The organism is Dolichospermum sp. LEGE 00240, from assembly GCF_015207875.1.
GTDB lineage: Bacteria > Cyanobacteriota > Cyanobacteriia > Cyanobacteriales > Nostocaceae > Dolichospermum > Dolichospermum gracile.
In genome coordinates, this window is sequence record NZ_JADEVZ010000088.1 from 1 (window position 1) to 18,651 (window position 18,651).

17 protein-coding genes and 1 pseudogene are annotated in these 18,651 nt (G+C 38.9%); 9 read left to right on the forward strand and 9 right to left on the reverse strand.

Annotated features, from left to right (window positions below; translation table 11 throughout):
* The 3 genes and pseudogenes from IQ226_RS21625 to IQ226_RS21635 form a co-directional block, all read left to right on the forward strand.
* Positions 1-158: pseudogene (locus IQ226_RS21625) on the forward strand (photosystem II D2 protein (photosystem q(a) protein)); the annotation flags it as partial.
* Positions 142-1,524, forward strand: coding sequence for a photosystem II reaction center protein CP43 (gene psbC / locus IQ226_RS21630; protein ID WP_193898819.1), 1,383 nt, complete (start codon positions 142-144; stop codon positions 1,522-1,524). The pseudogene IQ226_RS21625 and the gene psbC, both read left to right, overlap by 17 nt.
* Positions 1,525-1,742: 218 nt before the next feature.
* A complete protein-coding gene (locus tag IQ226_RS21635; RefSeq protein ID WP_193898821.1) occupies positions 1,743-2,732 on the forward strand; it encodes a hypothetical protein in 990 nt (329 codons plus the stop codon).
* A gap of 137 nt (positions 2,733-2,869) precedes the next feature.
* On the opposite strand, the gene IQ226_RS21640 is transcribed toward IQ226_RS21635, so the two are convergent.
* The 7 genes from IQ226_RS21640 to thrC all read right to left on the reverse strand — a co-directional run bounded on the left by IQ226_RS21640 (position 2,870) and on the right by thrC (position 10,413).
* Positions 2,870-3,703 carry an SWIM zinc finger family protein gene (locus tag IQ226_RS21640; RefSeq protein ID WP_193898824.1) on the reverse strand — a complete coding sequence of 278 codons (834 nt, stop codon included), beginning with the start codon at positions 3,701-3,703 and terminating at the stop codon, positions 2,870-2,872.
* Between the two features lie 3 nt (positions 3,704-3,706).
* A complete protein-coding gene (locus tag IQ226_RS21645) occupies positions 3,707-4,027 on the reverse strand; it encodes a DUF4351 domain-containing protein (RefSeq protein ID WP_193898827.1) in 321 nt (106 codons plus the stop codon).
* A 35-nt stretch (positions 4,028-4,062) separates the two neighbouring features.
* Entirely contained in the window at positions 4,063-4,515 is a 453-nt protein-coding gene (locus tag IQ226_RS21650; RefSeq protein ID WP_228039591.1) for a DUF4351 domain-containing protein, read from the reverse strand.
* Between the two features lie 112 nt (positions 4,516-4,627).
* Positions 4,628-7,819: a DEAD/DEAH box helicase gene (locus tag IQ226_RS21655; RefSeq protein WP_193898828.1), complete on the reverse strand. Its 3,192-nt coding sequence runs from the start codon at positions 7,817-7,819 to the stop codon at positions 4,628-4,630.
* A gap of 122 nt (positions 7,820-7,941) precedes the next feature.
* Positions 7,942-8,427 carry a DUF2996 domain-containing protein gene (locus tag IQ226_RS21660; protein ID WP_193898829.1) on the reverse strand — a complete coding sequence of 162 codons (486 nt, stop codon included), beginning with the start codon at positions 8,425-8,427 and terminating at the stop codon, positions 7,942-7,944.
* Between the two features lie 232 nt (positions 8,428-8,659).
* The gene (locus tag IQ226_RS21665) at positions 8,660-8,935 is read right to left on the reverse strand and encodes a MoaD/ThiS family protein (RefSeq protein WP_193898831.1); all 276 of its coding nucleotides are present in this window, start codon (positions 8,933-8,935) and stop codon (positions 8,660-8,662) included.
* A 173-nt stretch (positions 8,936-9,108) separates the two neighbouring features.
* A complete protein-coding gene (thrC, locus tag IQ226_RS21670; protein ID WP_193898833.1) occupies positions 9,109-10,413 on the reverse strand; it encodes a threonine synthase in 1,305 nt (434 codons plus the stop codon).
* Between the two features lie 342 nt (positions 10,414-10,755).
* On the opposite strand from thrC, the gene ychF reads away from it, so the two are divergent.
* Positions 10,756-11,847 carry a redox-regulated ATPase YchF gene (gene ychF, locus IQ226_RS21675; RefSeq protein WP_193898835.1) on the forward strand — a complete coding sequence of 364 codons (1,092 nt, stop codon included), beginning with the start codon at positions 10,756-10,758 and terminating at the stop codon, positions 11,845-11,847.
* 77 nt (positions 11,848-11,924) lie between these two features.
* On the opposite strand, the gene IQ226_RS21680 is transcribed toward ychF, so the two are convergent.
* Positions 11,925-12,782 (reverse strand): prephenate/arogenate dehydrogenase, encoded by an 858-nt coding sequence (locus tag IQ226_RS21680; protein WP_193898838.1) that lies wholly within the window; start codon positions 12,780-12,782, stop codon positions 11,925-11,927.
* An 86-nt stretch (positions 12,783-12,868) separates the two neighbouring features.
* Here IQ226_RS21680 and IQ226_RS26050 point away from each other — a divergent pair, with 86 nt between their 5' ends.
* The 4 genes from IQ226_RS26050 to IQ226_RS21695 all read left to right on the forward strand — a co-directional run bounded on the left by IQ226_RS26050 (position 12,869) and on the right by IQ226_RS21695 (position 15,315).
* A complete protein-coding gene (locus IQ226_RS26050) occupies positions 12,869-13,282 on the forward strand; it encodes a pentapeptide repeat-containing protein (protein WP_370567211.1) in 414 nt (137 codons plus the stop codon).
* Positions 13,283-13,483: 201 nt separating this feature from the next.
* Complete coding sequence (locus IQ226_RS26055; RefSeq protein ID WP_370567212.1) at positions 13,484-13,732, forward strand: hypothetical protein; 249 nt, start codon at positions 13,484-13,486, stop codon at positions 13,730-13,732.
* A gap of 84 nt (positions 13,733-13,816) precedes the next feature.
* Positions 13,817-14,401: a DUF1517 domain-containing protein gene (locus tag IQ226_RS21690; RefSeq protein WP_193898840.1), complete on the forward strand. Its 585-nt coding sequence runs from the start codon at positions 13,817-13,819 to the stop codon at positions 14,399-14,401.
* Between the two features lie 47 nt (positions 14,402-14,448).
* Positions 14,449-15,315 (forward strand): hypothetical protein, encoded by an 867-nt coding sequence (locus tag IQ226_RS21695; RefSeq protein WP_193898846.1) that lies wholly within the window; start codon positions 14,449-14,451, stop codon positions 15,313-15,315.
* A 66-nt stretch (positions 15,316-15,381) separates the two neighbouring features.
* On the opposite strand, the gene ctpB is transcribed toward IQ226_RS21695, so the two are convergent.
* Positions 15,382-16,716: a carboxyl-terminal processing protease CtpB gene (ctpB, locus tag IQ226_RS21700; protein WP_193898842.1), complete on the reverse strand. Its 1,335-nt coding sequence runs from the start codon at positions 16,714-16,716 to the stop codon at positions 15,382-15,384.
* Between the two features lie 1,062 nt (positions 16,717-17,778).
* Here ctpB and IQ226_RS21705 point away from each other — a divergent pair.
* Positions 17,779-18,474 carry a serine/threonine-protein kinase gene (locus IQ226_RS21705; RefSeq protein WP_193898844.1) on the forward strand — a complete coding sequence of 232 codons (696 nt, stop codon included), beginning with the start codon at positions 17,779-17,781 and terminating at the stop codon, positions 18,472-18,474.
* Positions 18,475-18,651: the final 177 nt, after the last annotated feature.

Sequence of the window (18,651 nt, forward strand, 5' to 3'; positions counted from 1 at the left end):
AAGAATTACGGGCAGCAGAAGACCCAGAGTTTGAAACTTTCTATACCAAAAACATTTTACTGAACGAGGGTATCCGCGCTTGGATGGCCCCTCAAGATCAACCCCACGAACAGTTCGTATTCCCAGAGGAGGTACTTCCACGTGGTAACGCTCTCTAATAGAGTTATTAGTGGTGGACGCGACCAAGAATCAAGCGGCTTCGCTTGGTGGTCCGGCAACGCCCGTTTAATCAATTTGTCTGGTAAACTACTTGGCGCTCACGTTGCCCATGCTGGTTTAATCGTCTTCTGGGCTGGAGCAATGACTTTGTTTGAAGTCTCTCACTTCATCCCAGAAAAGCCTATGTACGAACAAGGCTTGATTCTGCTTCCTCACCTCGCCACACTGGGTTGGGGCGTTGGTGCAGGTGGTGAAGTTTTTGATACATTCCCCTACTTCGTTGTCGGTGTACTTCACCTGATTTCCTCCGCAGTTCTAGGCTTTGGCGGTATTTATCATGCCGTTCGTGGTCCTGAAACCTTAGAAGAATATTCTGCCTTCTTTGGTTATGACTGGAAAGACAAGAACAAAATGACCAACATCATCGGCTTCCACCTAATCATCCTGGGATGTGGTGCGCTGTTGTTGGTGCTGAAGGCTATGTTCTTCGGTGGAGTTTATGATACATGGGCACCAGGTGGTGGTGATGTGCGTGTGATTACTAATCCCACACTCAACCCCGCAATCATCTTCGGCTATCTAATCAAAGCTCCCTTCGGTGGTGAAGGCTGGATTATTAGTGTTGATAACATGGAAGATGTTATCGGCGGTCACATCTGGATTGCTTTCATTTGTATTGCCGGTGGTATTTGGCACATTTTCACCAAGCCTTTTGCTTGGTCACGTCGTGCCTCCATTTGGTCTGGTGAAGCTTATCTATCCTATAGCTTAGGTGCGCTCTCCTTAATGGGGTTCATCGCTTGCGTTATGGTGTGGTTTAACAACACCGTTTACCCCAGTGAATTTTACGGTCCTACTGGTCCTGAAGCTTCTCAAGCTCAAGCTTTAACCTTCTTGATTCGTGACCAACGCTTGGGTGCTAACGTCGGTTCTGCACAAGGTCCTACCGGTCTAGGTAAATACTTGATGCGTTCTCCTTCCGGTGAAATCATCTTCGGTGGTGAAACCATGCGCTTCTGGGATTTTCGTGGTCCTTGGTTAGAGCCTCTTCGTGGACCTAACGGTCTTGATTTGGAAAAAATCAAGAATGATATTCAGCCTTGGCAAGCTCGTCGCGCTGCTGAATACATGACTCACGCGCCTTTGGGTTCTTTGAACTCTGTGGGTGGTGTGGCTACAGAAATTAACTCCTTTAACTATGTGTCTCCTCGCGCTTGGTTGGCGACTTCACACTTCGTTTTAGGATTCTTCTTCCTGATTGGTCACTTATGGCACGCAGGCCGCGCCCGTGCTGCTGCTGGTGGTTTTGAGAAGGGTATTAACCGGGAAACAGAACCAGTAATGTTTATGCCTGACCTCGACTAGGGTTTTCTGGGCTTAATTTCGCCTACTTACTTATCATGCTTTTGATAGCCCTTGCCTCACCGCAAGGGCTTTTTTTGTAGTTTTCTGTGTAAGTTAACACATTTAATTTTGTTAAGTAAGAGTAAAAATTTAAAATAAATTTTGCACAGGTACTTACAATAATTAAACATTGCTGCTAATATACAATGTAACAAATAAATCTTACTAAGGGTCAAGTAATGAATAAGCTAAAGTTCAGCACGTCTGTACTAACAGTTGCTGTTGGTTTGGTAATGGGGACATCAATCAATCAAGTAGTTATTGCTGAGGAAGTTGTTGCAGAATCAATTACTCAGCCAGCAGTTACAAATGAAGTTATTGCCACGTCAATTACCCCTGAAAAAAGTGAGACTCCTCCTCAACCAGGAACTTTCAGTCAAAGTGCTGGTGATTTACTGGCAAAAAGACCACTGGATTTAGATCAGTTCTGTAAAAATTATCCTTTAAATTCCCGCTGTACTAATCAGCCTGTCACCACACCAGTAACAAAGCCAGAGGAAGTTAAATCTGAACCTACGGGGGAAAAGAGTGAAACTTCTGCAAAAACTAGCGGTTGGGCAATTACACCTGAAATTAGTACATTAGGTGTTGGTGCAACAGTCACAAAATCCATAACACCTAATGTCAATGCTAAATTAGGCATTAATGGCTTAGGCATAAGTAGAGATGTTACTGTGTCTGATGTTGACTATAAAGCTAACCTCAACCTATTTAATGTGTCTACCTTAATTGACTACCATCCTTGGCAAAAGGGTGGTTTTCGTCTGACTGGAGGGTTGGTGTTTCAAGATAATAATTTAGAAGGAACCGGGAAACCCAAGAATGGTGTGACCATTAGGATCAATGACAAAGACTATAACAGCACAACTGTGCTTACATCGTTGAACGCTAAAGTTTCCTTTGAAAATAGTGTCGCACCATATATTGGACTGGGTTGGAGTAATGCCGTGAAACCCGGTAAACATTGGGGATTTTCAGCAAATTTAGGTGCAATGTTTTCTGGCTCTCCAAAAGTATTATTAACACCTGGATTTGGTCCAGATGCAACACCTGCTTTACAACAAGAAATTAATACTAACATCGAAGCAGAAAGGAAAAAACAAGAAAGCGATCTTGATTGGTTGAGTATTTATCCTGTTTTTTCTCTTGGTGTTTCCTACCAATTTTAGATAACAATTTAGGGTGTGTCAGATGTTGAAAATATGTTTATTATTACTGAGTTATCAACTTTGACGCACCCTAAAAGAGATGTTAAGATCACAAAGGCTGTGAGGCAATGGGGACATCAACAATAATTAAAAAATATTCATCCCCCTACATTCATCGCTGCTAAAAATGCCTTTTGACTGACATCTTGATAAACAGCTTTTAAATATTTCATCACCAAATCACCAGCAGGAGAATCAGTTGGATTTTCTTCATCTTTGGCTAAAGGAATTGTCCCTAATGTGTCTAATATTGTTTCGCTAACCGCGGGTGAAATAACTACTAAAGAGGATTCTAATGGCTGATTATATTGCCAAAAATTATCTATTTTAATCGGATATTGATGTTCAGAAACTTCTGGTTGAATTGCCGATGTTTCCTGAATATTTTCTACATTTTTACTACTGCGTAATTGACGTAAATCGCTGATAATTTGCTCTTTGGTGCGTCCACGTAGTTGAAATAATACAAAAGGATCTTCACTAAAGCGATCGCCTAATTGATAATATACAGCACCGATATGTTTGCAAGGAACAGCTTTATCAGGACAAGAACATTTACTGTGAACATCAGTCAGAGTAAAGGGAAATAATGATAAACCATTACTAATAAAAACTTCTTCGATATTTTGCGGCATTTCTCCCGCTAATAACTTAGCCGCAAAAATCGCTTTTTGAGACATAGTTTCCACCACATAACCCCATTCTTCCTCACTAAAAGCATCAAGAGATAAAGAAACTCTATAAGGTTCTACTTCACTACCTTGTACTCTAGCTAATACTTTCCCAGCCTTAAATTTAATACTCAGAACATTTCCTTGTCGAGAATAATTTCTTGCCCGTTCTAATCGCTTTTTAAATCGGTAAGCATCTAGTAAATCTAGCCACCTTTGTGACCACCATTCCCGACTTGCTTGTAAGGTTTCATTACTCATATATCAAAGATTATCTAACCAATTTTGCAAATCTTCCACAGTACCTAAATCAAATATTGCCTCTCCCAAAGCTTCAATGATTTCTATATTTAAACTTCTAATTTCAGTTTCTAATTCTCGATTAATTTGTCCAAATTTCCTATTAATTTGACGGAGAATTAAATTTTTCTCTCGTTCAATCCCTTCTTCCATCCAACTGGTGACAATTTGCATAACTTCCTCCTTTTCTTCTTTGATTAATGTACCTATTCCTGTTTGAAATTTCTCTTTTTCTAGTTTATTTAATCTCAGATATGTGTCAATAAAACCTGATATCAATTGCATTTTGGCTGGATTTAATTTTAAGGTGACTAATAACCTTAAACATTCTCTAACCAAGTTTGCAAATCTTGTACAGTATCTAAATCAAATATTGCCTCTCCCAAAGCTTCAATGATTTCTATATTTAAACTTCTAATTTCAGTTTCTAACTCTAGATCAATTTGTCCAAATTTCCTATTAATTTGACGGAGAATTAAATTTTTTTCTCGTTCAATTCCTCGTTCAATTCCTCGTTCAATTCCTTTTTCAATTCCTTTTTCAATTCCTTCTTCCATCCAACTAGTGACAATTTGCATAACTTCCTCCTTTTCTTCTTTGATTAATGTACCTATTTCTGTTTGAAATTTCTCTTTTTCTATCTTATTCAATCTCAGATATGTGTCAATAAAACCTGATATCAATTGCATTTTGGCTGGATTTAATTTTAAGGTGACTAATAACCTTAAACATTCTGCTTTGACTTTTGGCCTATCTTCTGGTGCTATGCTCATTTTTGACATCAAAGCTGATGCAACTGGATTTTGACGGGTTAAAAAGTATGAAAAAGGTTGATATTAGTTCTTTGAATAAGCGGTCATGGACTATATTTTCTGTCATATATTTTTAACCTTCATCTTCTTCAATCACAGCATTCCTGTCTAATATTAATAAATTACGAAGTTGGTCTGTATCCATTTCCGTTAACCAATCTTCTCCTGCACCTACAACTTGTTCGGCTAGTTGTTTTTTACTTTCAATCATATCATTTATTTTTTCTTCTAATGTTCCAGTACAGACAAATTTATGAACTTGAACATTGCGAGTTTGACCAATTCTAAATACTCTGTCTGTGGCTTGATTTTCGACTGCGGGATTCCACCATCTATCAAAGTGAAAAACATGATTTGCCCTGGTTAAATTCAAGCCGACACCACCAGCTTTTAACGATAAAATCATAATTGGTGGTCCTTGGGGGTCATGTTGAAATCTATCAATCATTTCCTCCCTTTGCTTTTTACTGGTGCTACCATATAAAAAGAAAATTTCCCGTCCTAATTGTTTTTCTAAATGCGGTTGGAGTAATTTACCCCATTCAGCAAATTGTGTGAAAATTAAAGCCCTGTCTCCTTCTGCTATTACCTCATCTAACATTTCTTGGAGTCTTTGTAATTTAGCCGAATGATGTTTTTCTAAAGTTGCTAATTTTAAATATTGAGAAGGATGATTACAGATTTGTTTCAGCTTCACTAACAATCCTAAAATCATCCCGCGACGTTGTAAACCTTCCGCAGATTCAATTTCCACTAAAGATTCATCTACTAATTGTTGATATAGTGTAGCTTGTTCAGAAGTTAATCCACAAAAAACGGTCATTTCTTGCTTGTCTGGCAAGTCTTGAATAATGTCTTTATCACTTTTTAACCGACGCAAAATAAAAGGTTGAACTAAGGAACGTAATTGATTTAAAGAAGCAGTATCACCATACTTTTCAATGGGCATTGCAAACCGTCTTTGGAAAAATTGTTTATTCCCTAAATAACCAGGATTTAGGAAATCTAAAATAGACCATAATTCTTGTAATCTATTTTCTACAGGTGTACCTGTTAAAGCAATGCGAAATGTGGTTTCTAATTGCCGGACTGCTTGGGATTGTTTCGCTTCTGAATTTTTGATATTTTGGGCTTCGTCTAAAACTATTATTTGCCATTCAATTGCTTTTAATAATTTAATATCGCGGTGAATGAGTGAATAGCTAGTAATTACTAAATCATGTTTATTAACGGCTTCTGTAAATGCTTTACCTTTAGGGCGTTTATCACCGTGATATTCTAAAACTTTGATTGTGGGGGCAAATTTCTTTACTTCTTTTTGCCAATTGCCCATAACCGAAGTTGGACAAACTAATAAAGTTGGTTTTTCTAGTAAATTTTCTTCTTTGAGATGAAGTAGAAAAACTATAAACTGCACGGACTTACCTAATCCCATATCGTCCGCTAAACAAGCGCCCAAACCCCATCTTTCTAAAAATGCTAACCAAGCTACACCACGTTCTTGATAAGGTCTTAATTGTCCGGTAAAATTACCAGGAGTTGTTAAAGGTTGAATTTCCTGATTATTAGTTAATGTCCCAATTAATTCTTCCAATGCACCAGAAGCTTCAAAACTCACAACAGGCAATTTTTCAATGACTTGGGTATCTCCTTTACTCATGCGTAAAGCATCTTCTAAGGAAAGAGACATTTGTTCTTTGCGAGAAGCAAAAAAGGTTTGGGCAGTTTTAATATCTTGGGGACGCAGTTCTACCCATTCACCATTAATTTCGACTAAAGGACTATTTAATTTTACGAGTTTATCAAACTGAGATTTAGAAATTGTTTGTCCACCAATTGCTAAATGCCATTGAAAATTTAATAAACTTTGTAAACCCAAACTTCCTGACTTTTGTTGAGGAGTTTCAGCACTAATTTTTAACCCTAAGCGGTTTGCCCAGCCTTCTCGATTTGCTAAACTAGGAGGTAAAATTACTCCTAAACCACTATCTTCAAATCTCCAAGTTACAGTTTTGATAAATTCATAAGCTTCTGTAGGGGTAAGGTGACAAAATTCGGGAGATGTGGTTTCTAAACTGGGGGTAATTGTGGGATACAATCGAGAAGCTAAACCCAAACCTCGCAAAAATGTTTCTTGAGGTTGTTCAATGGTGCGATTTTGATAAACTAATTTTTCTACAGGTTGCTGCCAAATTGTCGCTGCGGCGATTAAAAAATCTGGGTTATCGGCTGCTTGAAGAAAATATTTTAAAGTCCAATTTGCTTCTTCGTTTTCTGGAGGTAGCAACTGAAAACAAGTTCTAAATAAAGCTTTGCCTGTAAGTTGATATTGTAAGGGTAACGTCCAAGCTTTTAAAGTAGTTTCTAAACGTTCTCCTCCTGCTTGATCAATTGTATTATTTGCATTAATTAATCCTTGTAACCATTGCTGTAATGTTACAGGTAAAGACATCATCATTCTAGGTTCAAGGGGAGATTGAGAACCAACCATTAACCGCAATTGATGGTCTGTAATATTATTGAGGAATGATAATATTAATTCTTGGGGTGTTAATGGTAAATCAATTGCGATATTATCGGTAGTTGGTTGATATGTGCGACAAGATAAGGGCATTTGTGAGGCGAATTTTTCTAACCTTGTGATATCTATGGCACTATCTAAAAGTATCTGCCATTTGGCCATTAAATTGCTATCTTGTTTCTCAACAGTTGGTAAAAACTTACAACGAGAAATTAGATCTAAATGCCATCTGTAAATATGTACCCAAAAATGAATATCTGCTCCTAATAAAGCCGCTTTACTATCATTTGCACTCAAAGGCAAAGATGTGAGAAATTTAATTGCTAATGCTGGAGTTAAACAAAAACCATCAATTTTCCAAGGCTGTAAATATTGTAAAAAGGGAGAATCTATATCCACACTAACAGAATGAACTGGTAAAATTGTTGTAAGTTCTGATTTTTTATTTTTTATAAAATAAGTTGGTAAAGAGACGATTTGCGAATGAGTAGGTAATTTTGTTTCTGTCGGTGGTTTATTTTTAATTCTTTGTTTAGTAGTAGGAGAAGGCTGAATTAAATTAGGAATTGATAAATTAGATACTTCTAACCATTGATTTAATTCCACTGATGTCATAGCCAATGGATAGGAAGGAATTTCAGAAGATACCTCAGTATGCACCTGTGAAGAACGCCAAGTTTCTCCCCAAATAAAGAAATAACTACTTTGATTATTTATTACCCAAATTCCATGTAAAATAGCCATGTTTGAATATACTAATTATTGTTTCAATTGTTATGTCATGTAAACCCTTAAATCCCGGAGATCTTGACTATGACAGAAAATAACGACCCCATTTCTGGAGTCGTGACTTATTATTCCATTGACTAATTTCTACCTAGCCATTTTTGTCCATTCAAGCGATACACTAACCGAGATACCAATAAATCTAGGGTAATTTTACGCTCATCAATTAAAAATGATTCCAAGGTACTTGGTTTTTTACCTTCATTACAGGAAAATCCCTTTTTACCTTGAATATTGGCTTCAGGGAAATATACGTTAAACTGGCGCTGTCCCCCTTGCCAAGAACCGATAACTTGCCAACATTCTTCTGCTGAATTAAAACCAATAATAGAATACTTCTGCTTGGCAAAAGTCAGCTTCACATCTGGTACACCTTCTTTAGTAATTGCCTCTTGTAACGCTGGTAGGTAATGTTGCTGCATAAACTCTTCAAAAGGCTTATCTTCCAACGCCGGGGGCTTTTCCTTTTTGGCGGCTTTTGCGTCTGCGGCGGGCTTTTCTGGGGCGGTTGTAGCAGGATTAGAACCCACATCACCCGCTTGATTTTGATTAGTTTCTTCTGCCATTGCTCATTTTGGGGTAGTCAGTTATTTCCATTTTGACATACCAGAGCATAGCCACAACTATTTATATATAACGATTATTTGATACTTTCTATCTATTTTAGATTGGTAATGGTTAATGCTATGGTAATTGACGATCGCTCGCAAATAGCATTTTCCTTAAAAGAACCATAAAATTGGGTAATGGGTAATTTGGGACTTTCAAAACCCTATACCCTAAACCCTTATAGATATTTCAACCACCTGCAACAGCGGGAACAATACTCACTTCATCTTTATCCTCAAGTGGTGTTTCCGTATTTTGTAAAAATCGAATATCTTCACTGTTAACATAGAAATTTAAGAACCGTAAAGGCTCTCCGTCTGGCTTCCGTAAACGCCCCTTAATAGCAGGATAGTTTGCTTCTAAGTAATCAAACAATTCAGAAATATTACTACCACTACATTCTAAGACAGCTTGATCTTCTGTATACTTTTGTAGAACAGTGGGAACTAAAACTTTGACAGCCATTGTTTAAACGTTAATTTTTAGTGAGTGGGTTGGTAAGAATTGCGTTAAATTGGCGGTTAGAAACCGCGTCTACATAGGCAAAACCCACCTGCGTGGGTTTCAAACTCTTCATTTTTTTAGTCCGCGTAGGCGGACTTTGTTTGTGTAGCTGCGGTTTCTAACCGCCATAACTTCTAAACTAGAACTTGTTGCCATTCTAAGCGGTCAAGTGTGCGGGATCTTTCTAAAGCCCGTTCAAAACTGTCTAGTTTGGCATCAATTGTCAAAGGTTCGCCAATATAGCCTTGAATTGCTTCCTGGGTTTTCAAACCATTACCAGTGATATAAACCACTGTAGTTTCATCTGGATCAATTTTACCAGCTTCAACTAATTTTTTGAGAACAGCAACGGTTGTACCACCTGCGGTTTCGGTAAAGATGCCTTCAGTTTCTGCTAAGAGTTTAATACCTTCGATAATTTCGGCATCATTAACTGATTCAATATTACCGTTGGTTTTATTGGCTATTTCTACAGCATATACGCCGTCTGCAGGGTTGCCGATCGCAATTGATTTAGCAATTGTGTTAGGTTTAACTGGTTGAATGAAGTCTCTACCTTCTTTAAAGGCTGTTGCAATGGGGGAACAACCTTCTGCTTGAGCGCCACTGAAACGGACATCTTTGGCTTCTACTAAACCAACTTCTACAAATTCTTGGAAACCTTTATAGATTTTGGTGAACAGAGAACCAGAAGCCAAAGGTGCAACAATATGATCTGGTAATTCCCAACCTAGTTGTTCTGCAACTTCAAAACCTAATGTCTTAGAACCTTCGGAATAGTAGGGACGCAAGTTAATATTCACAAAGCCCCAACCATGAGTATTGGCAACCTCCGAACAAAGACGGTTAACTTGATCATAGTTGCCTTTCACAGCCATCAGAGTTGGACTATAAATCAAACTGCCGATAACTTTACCAGCTTCTAGGTCAGAAGGAATAAATACACAGCAATCTAAACCGGCATGAGCAGCGATCGCCGCGGTAGAATTTGCTAAATTACCTGTACTAGCACAAGAAACAGTCGTAAAACCTAATTCTCTGGCTCTACTTAGTGCCACTGACACCACCCGATCCTTAAAGCTCAGGGTGGGCATATTCACGGCATCATTTTTAATATAAAGTTTATTTAAACCCAGGCGACGAGCCAGACGGTGGGAACGCACCAATGGAGTCATCCCTGTGCCTACATCTATAAAATTATCTGTAGCAACGGGCAAAAAGTGACGGTAGCGCCAAATCGAATTAGGACCGGCTTCAATAGTTTCTCGACTAACTAAGCTCTTAAGAACATTGTAATCATATTTGACTTCCAACGGTCCAAAACACAACTCACATACATGAGTAGCTTTGAGTTCGTATTCCGCTCCACACTCTTTACACTTCAAAGCCTTGAGAATAGAAGTGTTCGCTTGGTTGAGGTTTGTAATCGCCTGAGTCATAATCTTGCTTTCCCTGGGTATCCGTCAACTTTGGAATGATACTAACACGAGGCAAAATCCACGTCAAACATACCCGACTATTTTTGTCGGGTTTAATAAAAACAAGGACTCAGGCAATTTTGCATATTTATAGCCATAGACAAGGCGGTTAGGACATCAACTAATCCATAAAGAGGCTTCTCGCACTGTCACCTGTTCCCTGTTCCCTGTCACCTGCTATTATGGATAATTCCCAACATACCTGCCAAATGTAGGAGGGATGAAAGTCTTTTTGTGAATTAACTCCAACCATCCTCCTGTTTGAATTATCCTTATACTTGAAACCAAAATCTAAAATTTGCAATGCTAAGAGCCGGAATTGTCGGACTTCCCAACGTCGGAAAATCAACCCTATTTAACGCTGTAGTCGCTAACGCTAAAGCTGAAGCCGCTAACTTCCCATTTTGCACCATTGAACCGAATGTTGGTATGGTATCAGTCCCCGATGACCGGTTAGACGTTCTCGCCAAAATTGCCACCTCAGTGCAAACTATCCCTGCCCGTGTTGAATTTGTTGACATTGCCGGTTTAGTTAAAGGTGCAAGTCAAGGAGAAGGACTGGGTAATCAATTTTTATCCCACATTCGGGAAGTTGATGCGATCGTTCATGTTGTGCGTTGTTTTGAAAATGATGATATCATTCACGTAGCTGGTTCTGTTGACCCAGCACGAGATATTGAAATCATTAATTTAGAACTTGGTTTATCGGACTTATTCCAAATTGAAAAACGGATTGAAAGAACTCGTAAACTTGCCCGTACCAGCAAGGATGCACAATCGGAAATAGAAATTCTGGAAAAATTAGCTGTCGCTTTAAATGAGGGTAAATCTGTTCGTCAAGTTGGTTTAAATGCCGAGGAATCGGAAATTATTAAGGGATTAGGATTACTTACCAATAAACCCATTATCTACGCTGCTAATGTTTCTGAAGAAGACTTAGCTACAGGTAATGATTTTGTCGAAAAAGTGCGAGCAGTTGCGGCGGTTGAAAATGCCCAAGTTGTCATAGTTTCTGCCCAAGTAGAAGCGGAATTAGTCGAATTAGCAGAAGCCGATAAAGCTGACTTTTTGGAATCTTTAGGTGTGAAAGAAGGTGGTTTAAAATCCTTAATTCGGGCAACTTACACCCTTTTAGGATTACGGACTTATTTCACCTGTGGACCGAAAGAAACCCGTGCTTGGACAATCAATGCCGGGATGTCTGCACCTCAAGCCGCAGGAGTCATTCACTCTGATTTTGAACGGGGATTTATTCGGGCAGAAACTGTAGCTTATCATGATTTAGTAACTCATGGTTCCATGAGTGCAGCCAAAGAAAAAGGCTTAGTCAGAAGTGAAGGAAAAGAATATATTGTCCAAGAAGGTGATGTACTATTATTCCGATTTAATGTATAAATCGCAATAAAGCCGTAGGGGCGCAGGGACAGCGCCCTCATTTATATTTCAAATCAAGCACTTTTTCAAGTTCTGGATCATTCTTCCTGATTCCTGACTCCAACAAAATCAGGACGCGCTTGCTGATTGAATTTAAACTTTTCCTCTAACAATTCCCATTTTTCCTGCTCAATTATATGAATAAACTCAGACAAATTTTCGCGGTATTGATGAAGAGAATGTAATAATGCTTGGCGATTATATTGGGCCATCATGACTCCTAATTCGGGATTTCCTCCCCCAACCCTACTTGTATCTCGAAACCCTGAACTAGCAAAATTTTGGGCTAATGTAGCAATTTCTGGATCTTTCTCACTTAAACAAGCTGCAATCAAGGAGGCACTCACCATTACAGGTAAATGAGAAATCCAACTCACAGCCCGATCATGTTGTTCTGGTTGACAATGGTAGATAACCGAACCGAGCGATCGCACAATTTCTTCTACAATTATCACAGCATCACTGGGTGTTGTCTCCACTGGCGTTAATACATAAGGCCGATTGACAAACAAATTTCGCTGTGCTGCTTCTATCCCGACATCGGTTTTGCCCGCCATAGGATGACCACCAACAAAATTTTCCCACAAAGGAGAAATCGTTTCCACTATGGGTGTTTTAACTGAACCAACATCAGTGATAATGGTAGTCTTTGGTAAATGAGTTATTAATTCTTTTACTTGGGGGACTATTAGTCCTATAGGGGTACAAATAAATACAACGTCTGCTGATGCCAACAAGCTCAAGTCTAACGATGCTTGATCCACACTACCAAGTTTAACTGCTTGATCACAGGTTGATTTACGACGGCTGACACCTAAAATATAATGTCCTTGCGATCGTAAATCGAAACCTAAACAACCACCAATGAGTCCCAGTCCTACAATACCAATTTTCATCTTGATTTTGAAAATTTAATTTTTACTTGTTCTCTCGATACTTTACCAACTCCAACTCCTAAAGTTGGCAATACCAGGGTAGATTCATGAATTTAGAAGCAGAACTAATCGCCAAATATTCAGAAGGGGTTTTAGACTTTAGTGGTCTTAATCTGGCAGAATCAAATTTTAGTAGCATTAATCTTAGTGGCATTAACCTGAGTAAGTCTAACTTGAGCGTAGCCAATTTAAGTGGAATTAATCTCAGTAAAGCTAATTTAACTAATGCTCAAATGAATGTAGCTCGATTGAGTGGTGCAAATCTTACAGATGCAATTCTTAACGGATGCAGTCTCAATGTTGCCAATTTAGTGCGGGCAGATTTGACCAATGCTAATTTGACCAATACGAGTTTTGTTCATGCCAATTTAACCCAAGCAAAATTAATTAAAGTCGAATGGAATGGTGCAGATTTATCTGGAGCAACATTAACCGGGGCTAAACTGCATGGCACACACTGATTCGGATTAAAAATAGAAGGGATTATTTGCCAATGGGTTGATCTTTCCAGCAATGGCGATCGCTCAATCATTCAGAATTTTACCCCAGAAAAAGCCAAAGAATTTTTTAATCTTACTCCCCCCAGCCTGCAAATTATCCAACAGCAGGATCTTAAGTCCATCAAAATAGTCAAACAACTAATCATCTTTTTATCGAAAGCGATGAGAAAAGCCAAGATAATTGAAGAAACCAACAAAAATTTAGAAGCAGCCCAAAAACTAAGTTTTTTCAAAGCACCTACCAGAACAGTATTAACAAATTCTCACTCTAAAAATCTGACAGTTTACGATCATCCTCAATTTGGGAAAAAATTTACCAACAATGAAGAGATATCCGATAAGCCAGCATACACCATACCTGACTTTTCCGTAATTGCAGATTTTATCAAAGAATTTTACTGTATTGGTTAATTGTTAGTTGTTCCTTGTTAGTGGGTAGGATATAGAGGTAATTCAGAATTTTGAACTAATCTACTAAAACCACAGGAAAAAAAAATGCGTGATACTTTTAATCGAATGATAGGCAGAACTCGCTATGTTGTCTGTCGGTTGTTTTTGCATTTAGCGGGAGGTGACGTAGCACCAATCTTAGGCACTCTCAATCGCGCCGCCAGAGCGGCGATTGATTCTGAAGGTGAGATGGAGATTTTAGGGGAAGGATTGGTGGAAATATGCGAAACTTTTCTTAGACTTGACGAATATTGGTTGGCTTCTGCCAATGAAGGTGATGTCTTTTGGGATGAAGGGGAAGCAGGAGATTATATCAATGAATTATTCACAGACTCAGCCGAAAGATATGGAGCTAATCTGGATTTAAATTCCTCAAATCAGCCCTTATCCATTCCTGTCACTCGTAACATCGTTGTCATGATTACAGTCGCTTATAGAGGGGAAGTTCCAGAGTTAGAAACCGATTTGTCCAACATCCAAGCTTTGAAAGATGCCTTTAAAGCCCTAATTAATCTACACTACAAACATAAGCTCGACGCTATCCAAGTGCATTTTTCTCCAGCCCAATTAGGCGATGAACTTTCCAGTGATCAATTATTGCAATATTATCCAGAATTGATTCCCCTGTAAATGATTCGTTAGTCTGTAATAAGTACCCGAAAACAAACATGAACACAATGGTTATCAGTATACTACGTAAATTTACAGTTGTTTGTTTAGCCTTGACTTTGTGCTTAACAACTGTTGCTTGCGGAGGAGGAAACAACGCTAATTCTTCAAGTAAGAACATTAGCCAAACTGCTACTCCTACCAAGTTAAATGATGGTCAGTATGAAGTACAACAGGGTACATACAACGATGCCAATGGTGAGTATACCTTGTTTTTACTCAATAACACTCCCCCCAGCTTTGCCACAGAAAAGCTACAAATGGCACGATTGACCGATGATGAAATCAAAGCAGGTAAGAAAACTTACTTAAAAGTAGAAAATGGTCAGCCAATCTTATACATGACTGAAGACTTCAAACTGGAGTACATCCACAACGTCACCGAAACCAGAAACAATCCCCAAACCGGACAACCAGAAACTGTCATTGTCCGTCAGCAAAGCAGTTTTTGGGCCCCTTTTGCCGGAGCTTTAGTTGGGAATGTTGCAGGTCAAGCTATTAGCAGTATGTTATTTAGACCTCAATATTATGTTCCCCCCGTGTATCAGCCCGGTGGCATTATGAATGGTTACGGTGGCTATGGTTCTAACTATGACTCGGCTGTTTCTAGTTACCGTTCTCGCTACAATGAACCACCCGCAGCGGTGAGAAATCGCACGGCTTTCCGCACCACAGGAAACATCAGAAATTCCTCTTCAGGAAGCGCGAACCGCACCAGCACAAATGGACGAGCTTCTGGTTCTGGTTTTGGTTCTAATACCCTTCGTCCTTCTGGAAACTCTAGCTCTACCCGACGCAATTCTGGTAGTAGTTTTGGTAGTGGTGGACGTTCTTCCAGTCGTCGTTCTTCCGGTTTCGGTAGCAGAAGAAGATAGGCAATTTATTCATTAACTCTTGATTCTTAGGTTGGGTTGTGGGCTGAACCCAACCTACAATGAATGCTAAAACTTCAAGTCTTTCGCATTGACACTAATGGACTGAGGATCTTCATTTGTCACTGATTGTGCTACTTTGCCACTAGAAAGCACAGCAACAGCACGGGCATATTGGGGATCGCTATTTGTACCGATTAAATTCGGATTAGAAGCTAATTGACGTTCTTGGGTTTGAGTCAGGTCTAGCTTGATATCGGGGGCAATCCCTTTATGATTGATATCTGTACCATTGGGTGTATAGTAATGGGCAATAGTCACAGCTAAACCTGAACCATCGCCTAGTTCATGGACTGACTGCACCAAAGCCTTACCAAAGGTTTGACTACCAACAACTACAGCCCGTTTATTATCTTTGAGTGCGCCGGTGAGGATTTCACTAGCACTAGCGGAATTACCATCCACTAACACGGCTAAAGGTAGTTTGGTAATAGCTGTCTGATTGGCTTTTGTTTGAGAACTTGATCCTTTGCGGTCTACAGTTTTGACGATATGACCGTCATCTAGCCACATTCTGGCAATTTCTATACTCGCATTTAACAAACCACCAGGATTACCTCGCAAGTCTAAAACGTAGGAATCAACCTTTTGGGCTTTTAAAGTGCGAATAGCTACCCGCATTTGATCCGCGGCATGGGAACTAAATTCCTGTAACCGAATATACCCTACTCGGCGACCAGATTCTTGTTTGAGGGTATACCGGACTGTGGGAACTTCTATAGTTGCCCTGGTTAATTTAACGTTAAATTTGTTATTTGGTCTTTCTAAATCTAAGCTAACAGAAGTACCTATTTGACCACGAATCAATTTTGAGGCATCTTCTACTGTCATTTTTAGGGTAGATTTGCCATCTATTGCCAAAATTTCATCGCCTGATTTCAGTCCAGCTTTGAGGGCTGGAGAGTTTTCTATGGCTTCTATAACTGTGAGGCGTTTGGTTTTTTCGTTGATTTGCATCCGAATCCCAATCCCGGACACTTCCCCAGATGTTTGGTTTGTCAGGGATTCATATTGTTTGGGGTTCATAAACCGGGTGTAGGGATCACCTAGCTTTTGTAAAGCCTCGCGGATTGCTACATAAGCCTCGTCTTTAGAAGTATAGTCTTTACTTAATAGACTTTGGCGAACTGCTTGCCAATCTTGTTGGTTAAATTTTCCATCAACATATTCACGATTCACCAACTGCCAAACTTGGTCAACTAATGCTTTCGGACTATCTTGTAAAGCAGCATGAACGCAGCGTGTCCAAGCTTGACCAAATACAGATATAGTAGCAGTTGTGGCGATCGCTCCACCAATCAGGGCAGCTTGGAGCGGTGAGTAACGTTTCGCAGATTGGTTCATGTATATTAGCTGAAATAGTTGTGTTTTTGACAGTTTATCAATCAGAATTTTCTGATGTTTGCTAGTTTTTTTATCCTAATAACCTTGATAATTCATCTACCTTTGGTTTTTTGTTAATGATCAGTTAGATATTTTATTTGTCGGTTAACAAATACGGTTCGAGTTGATCAGTTTTTTTACATAACAACTCACCTATGTAATACTTAAGTGAGTGTAAATCGTAAATGCCCAATTGTTTCCTTTACCATAGCACTTTCTTCGCTGAGTAGCTGTGATTTTCATCAATAGATAGTTAAAGTTTTATGAATTAGGGGTTGCTGAAAAAGTTGTCTGTGATAGCGCGGCGTGACGTAAGTCATGGGCTAGGAGTCAGAATTAGAAGAAGAGAAGAATAGTATTGAATCCAAGTGATAGGTTTTTGCGAATTTCCACCCTGATTCCTTGCACCTGATTTACCTTTTTCACTTTCAAACTCTTGATATATCTCAGTTCTAGGTTTATATGGCTAACGCCACGCTACGCTATCAGCAGACCCTAATTATTGATGCTTGATAAATATATCATCAACTCAATTAATTGATTTTCCAGACCGATTTCAAAAATAGTGGCAATTGTTACAAAAATTATTTGGGGGGTTAAAACTGCTCCTGATGATTTGGCTAGTTTTTAACTAACTTGTCGTTCATATATACTCAACACGTGTGAGATATAAACTTTTGCAAAATAATAAAGAACCTAGATGTGTAGTGTAGGGGTTTAGCTCATGCTTTACCCCTACCTTTAGATTCAAAGAATCAAGCCGTTTTGAGTGTACTTTCTATGATAAGCGATCGCCCTCAATCCAGCTTCACAAAATATTAATTTAACCCACGCAGGTGAGTTTTGTCTGTGTAGACGCGGTTTCTAACTCCTGCATCTCTAAAAATCTGTTCTATGGTGCGTCAGATATCAACAATCTGTTTATTTGCAGGATTTATCCAGTCTGACGCACCCTACCAATGTGCTGCTTATTTTGAGTAAATTAAGGTAGAATATCGGATAAGTGTGCTACTTACCAAGATTATGAGCCTGTGCATCAATCCTAGCTGCTCAAAGCCGCAAAATCCAGATAATCTCCTCTTTTGTGAAACCTGTGGTTCAGGGTTGTTGCTACAAAACCGCTATCGGGTAGTAGTTAGACTGGGAGGTGGTGGTTTTGGTGATACATTTGAAATCAATGAAGTCAGAACCAATAAAACCAAAGTTCTCAAAGTCTTAACTAATAATAGCCAGAAAGCCATAGAAGCATTTAAACAAGAAGCCGAAGTTTTAAGTCAACTTAATCATCCGAGTATTCCCAAAGTAGAACCAGGCGCTTATTTTGAACATTATTCTCGCAACAGCAAAACCCCAATTCATTGTTTCGTAATGGAAAAGATTGAGGGAGAAAACTTACATGAGTATATGAAAAAAAATAGTTTGCGTCCCATTAATCAAACTACAGCAATAGAATGGTTGAAAGATTTACTGATTATTTTAGAACAAGTCCATAATAAAAACTTTTTTCACCGAGATATCAAACCATCTAACGTCATGTTGAGGGTTGGAGATACTCAACTAGTATTAATTGATTTTGGCACGGTTAGAGAGGTGACAAACACAGTCATGATTCAGCAAGGTGGAGTTACCGGATTTAATTCTCCCGGTTACACACCTTCGGAACAATTGACTGGTAACGCTGTAAAGCAATCTGATTTCTTTGCTTTAGAGGGTGTTTGAAAAGTTAGAAGTTGAGTAAAAAAAGCTCTCAGGGTATAATCTGTAAATACAAAAATACAGAACCGTAGAGAGCAATGAGTAAAGTATACTCCAGCAACCTAACTAAAGAACAGTGGGAACTAATAGAACCTTTAATTCCAAGAGCTAAAACTGGTGGTAGAAAAAGAGAAGTAGATA

What these genes read in the sequence shown, in the direction of transcription:
- IQ226_RS21635 (WP_193898821.1), top strand. Translation starts at nt 1,743, where the DNA reads ATGAATAAGCTAAAGTTCAGCACGTCTGTACTAACAGTTGCTGTTGGT.
- IQ226_RS21640 (WP_193898824.1), bottom strand. Translation starts at nt 3,703, where the DNA reads ATGAGTAATGAAACCTTACAAGCAAGTCGGGAATGGTGGTCACAAAGG.
- IQ226_RS21645 (WP_193898827.1), bottom strand. Translation starts at nt 4,027, where the DNA reads ATGCAATTGATATCAGGTTTTATTGACACATATCTGAGATTAAATAAA.
- IQ226_RS21650 (WP_228039591.1), bottom strand. Translation starts at nt 4,515, where the DNA reads ATGAGCATAGCACCAGAAGATAGGCCAAAAGTCAAAGCAGAATGTTTA.
- IQ226_RS21655 (WP_193898828.1), bottom strand. Translation starts at nt 7,819, where the DNA reads ATGGCTATTTTACATGGAATTTGGGTAATAAATAATCAAAGTAGTTAT.
- IQ226_RS21660 (WP_193898829.1), bottom strand. Translation starts at nt 8,427, where the DNA reads ATGGCAGAAGAAACTAATCAAAATCAAGCGGGTGATGTGGGTTCTAAT.
- IQ226_RS21665 (WP_193898831.1), bottom strand. Translation starts at nt 8,935, where the DNA reads ATGGCTGTCAAAGTTTTAGTTCCCACTGTTCTACAAAAGTATACAGAA.
- thrC (WP_193898833.1), bottom strand. Translation starts at nt 10,413, where the DNA reads ATGACTCAGGCGATTACAAACCTCAACCAAGCGAACACTTCTATTCTC.
- ychF (WP_193898835.1), top strand. Translation starts at nt 10,756, where the DNA reads ATGCTAAGAGCCGGAATTGTCGGACTTCCCAACGTCGGAAAATCAACC.
- IQ226_RS21680 (WP_193898838.1), bottom strand. Translation starts at nt 12,782, where the DNA reads ATGAAAATTGGTATTGTAGGACTGGGACTCATTGGTGGTTGTTTAGGT.
- IQ226_RS26050 (WP_370567211.1), top strand. Translation starts at nt 12,869, where the DNA reads ATGAATTTAGAAGCAGAACTAATCGCCAAATATTCAGAAGGGGTTTTA.
- IQ226_RS26055 (WP_370567212.1), top strand. Translation starts at nt 13,484, where the DNA reads ATGAGAAAAGCCAAGATAATTGAAGAAACCAACAAAAATTTAGAAGCA.
- IQ226_RS21690 (WP_193898840.1), top strand. Translation starts at nt 13,817, where the DNA reads ATGCGTGATACTTTTAATCGAATGATAGGCAGAACTCGCTATGTTGTC.
- IQ226_RS21695 (WP_193898846.1), top strand. Translation starts at nt 14,449, where the DNA reads ATGGTTATCAGTATACTACGTAAATTTACAGTTGTTTGTTTAGCCTTG.
- ctpB (WP_193898842.1), bottom strand. Translation starts at nt 16,716, where the DNA reads ATGAACCAATCTGCGAAACGTTACTCACCGCTCCAAGCTGCCCTGATT.
- IQ226_RS21705 (WP_193898844.1), top strand. Translation starts at nt 17,779, where the DNA reads ATGAGCCTGTGCATCAATCCTAGCTGCTCAAAGCCGCAAAATCCAGAT.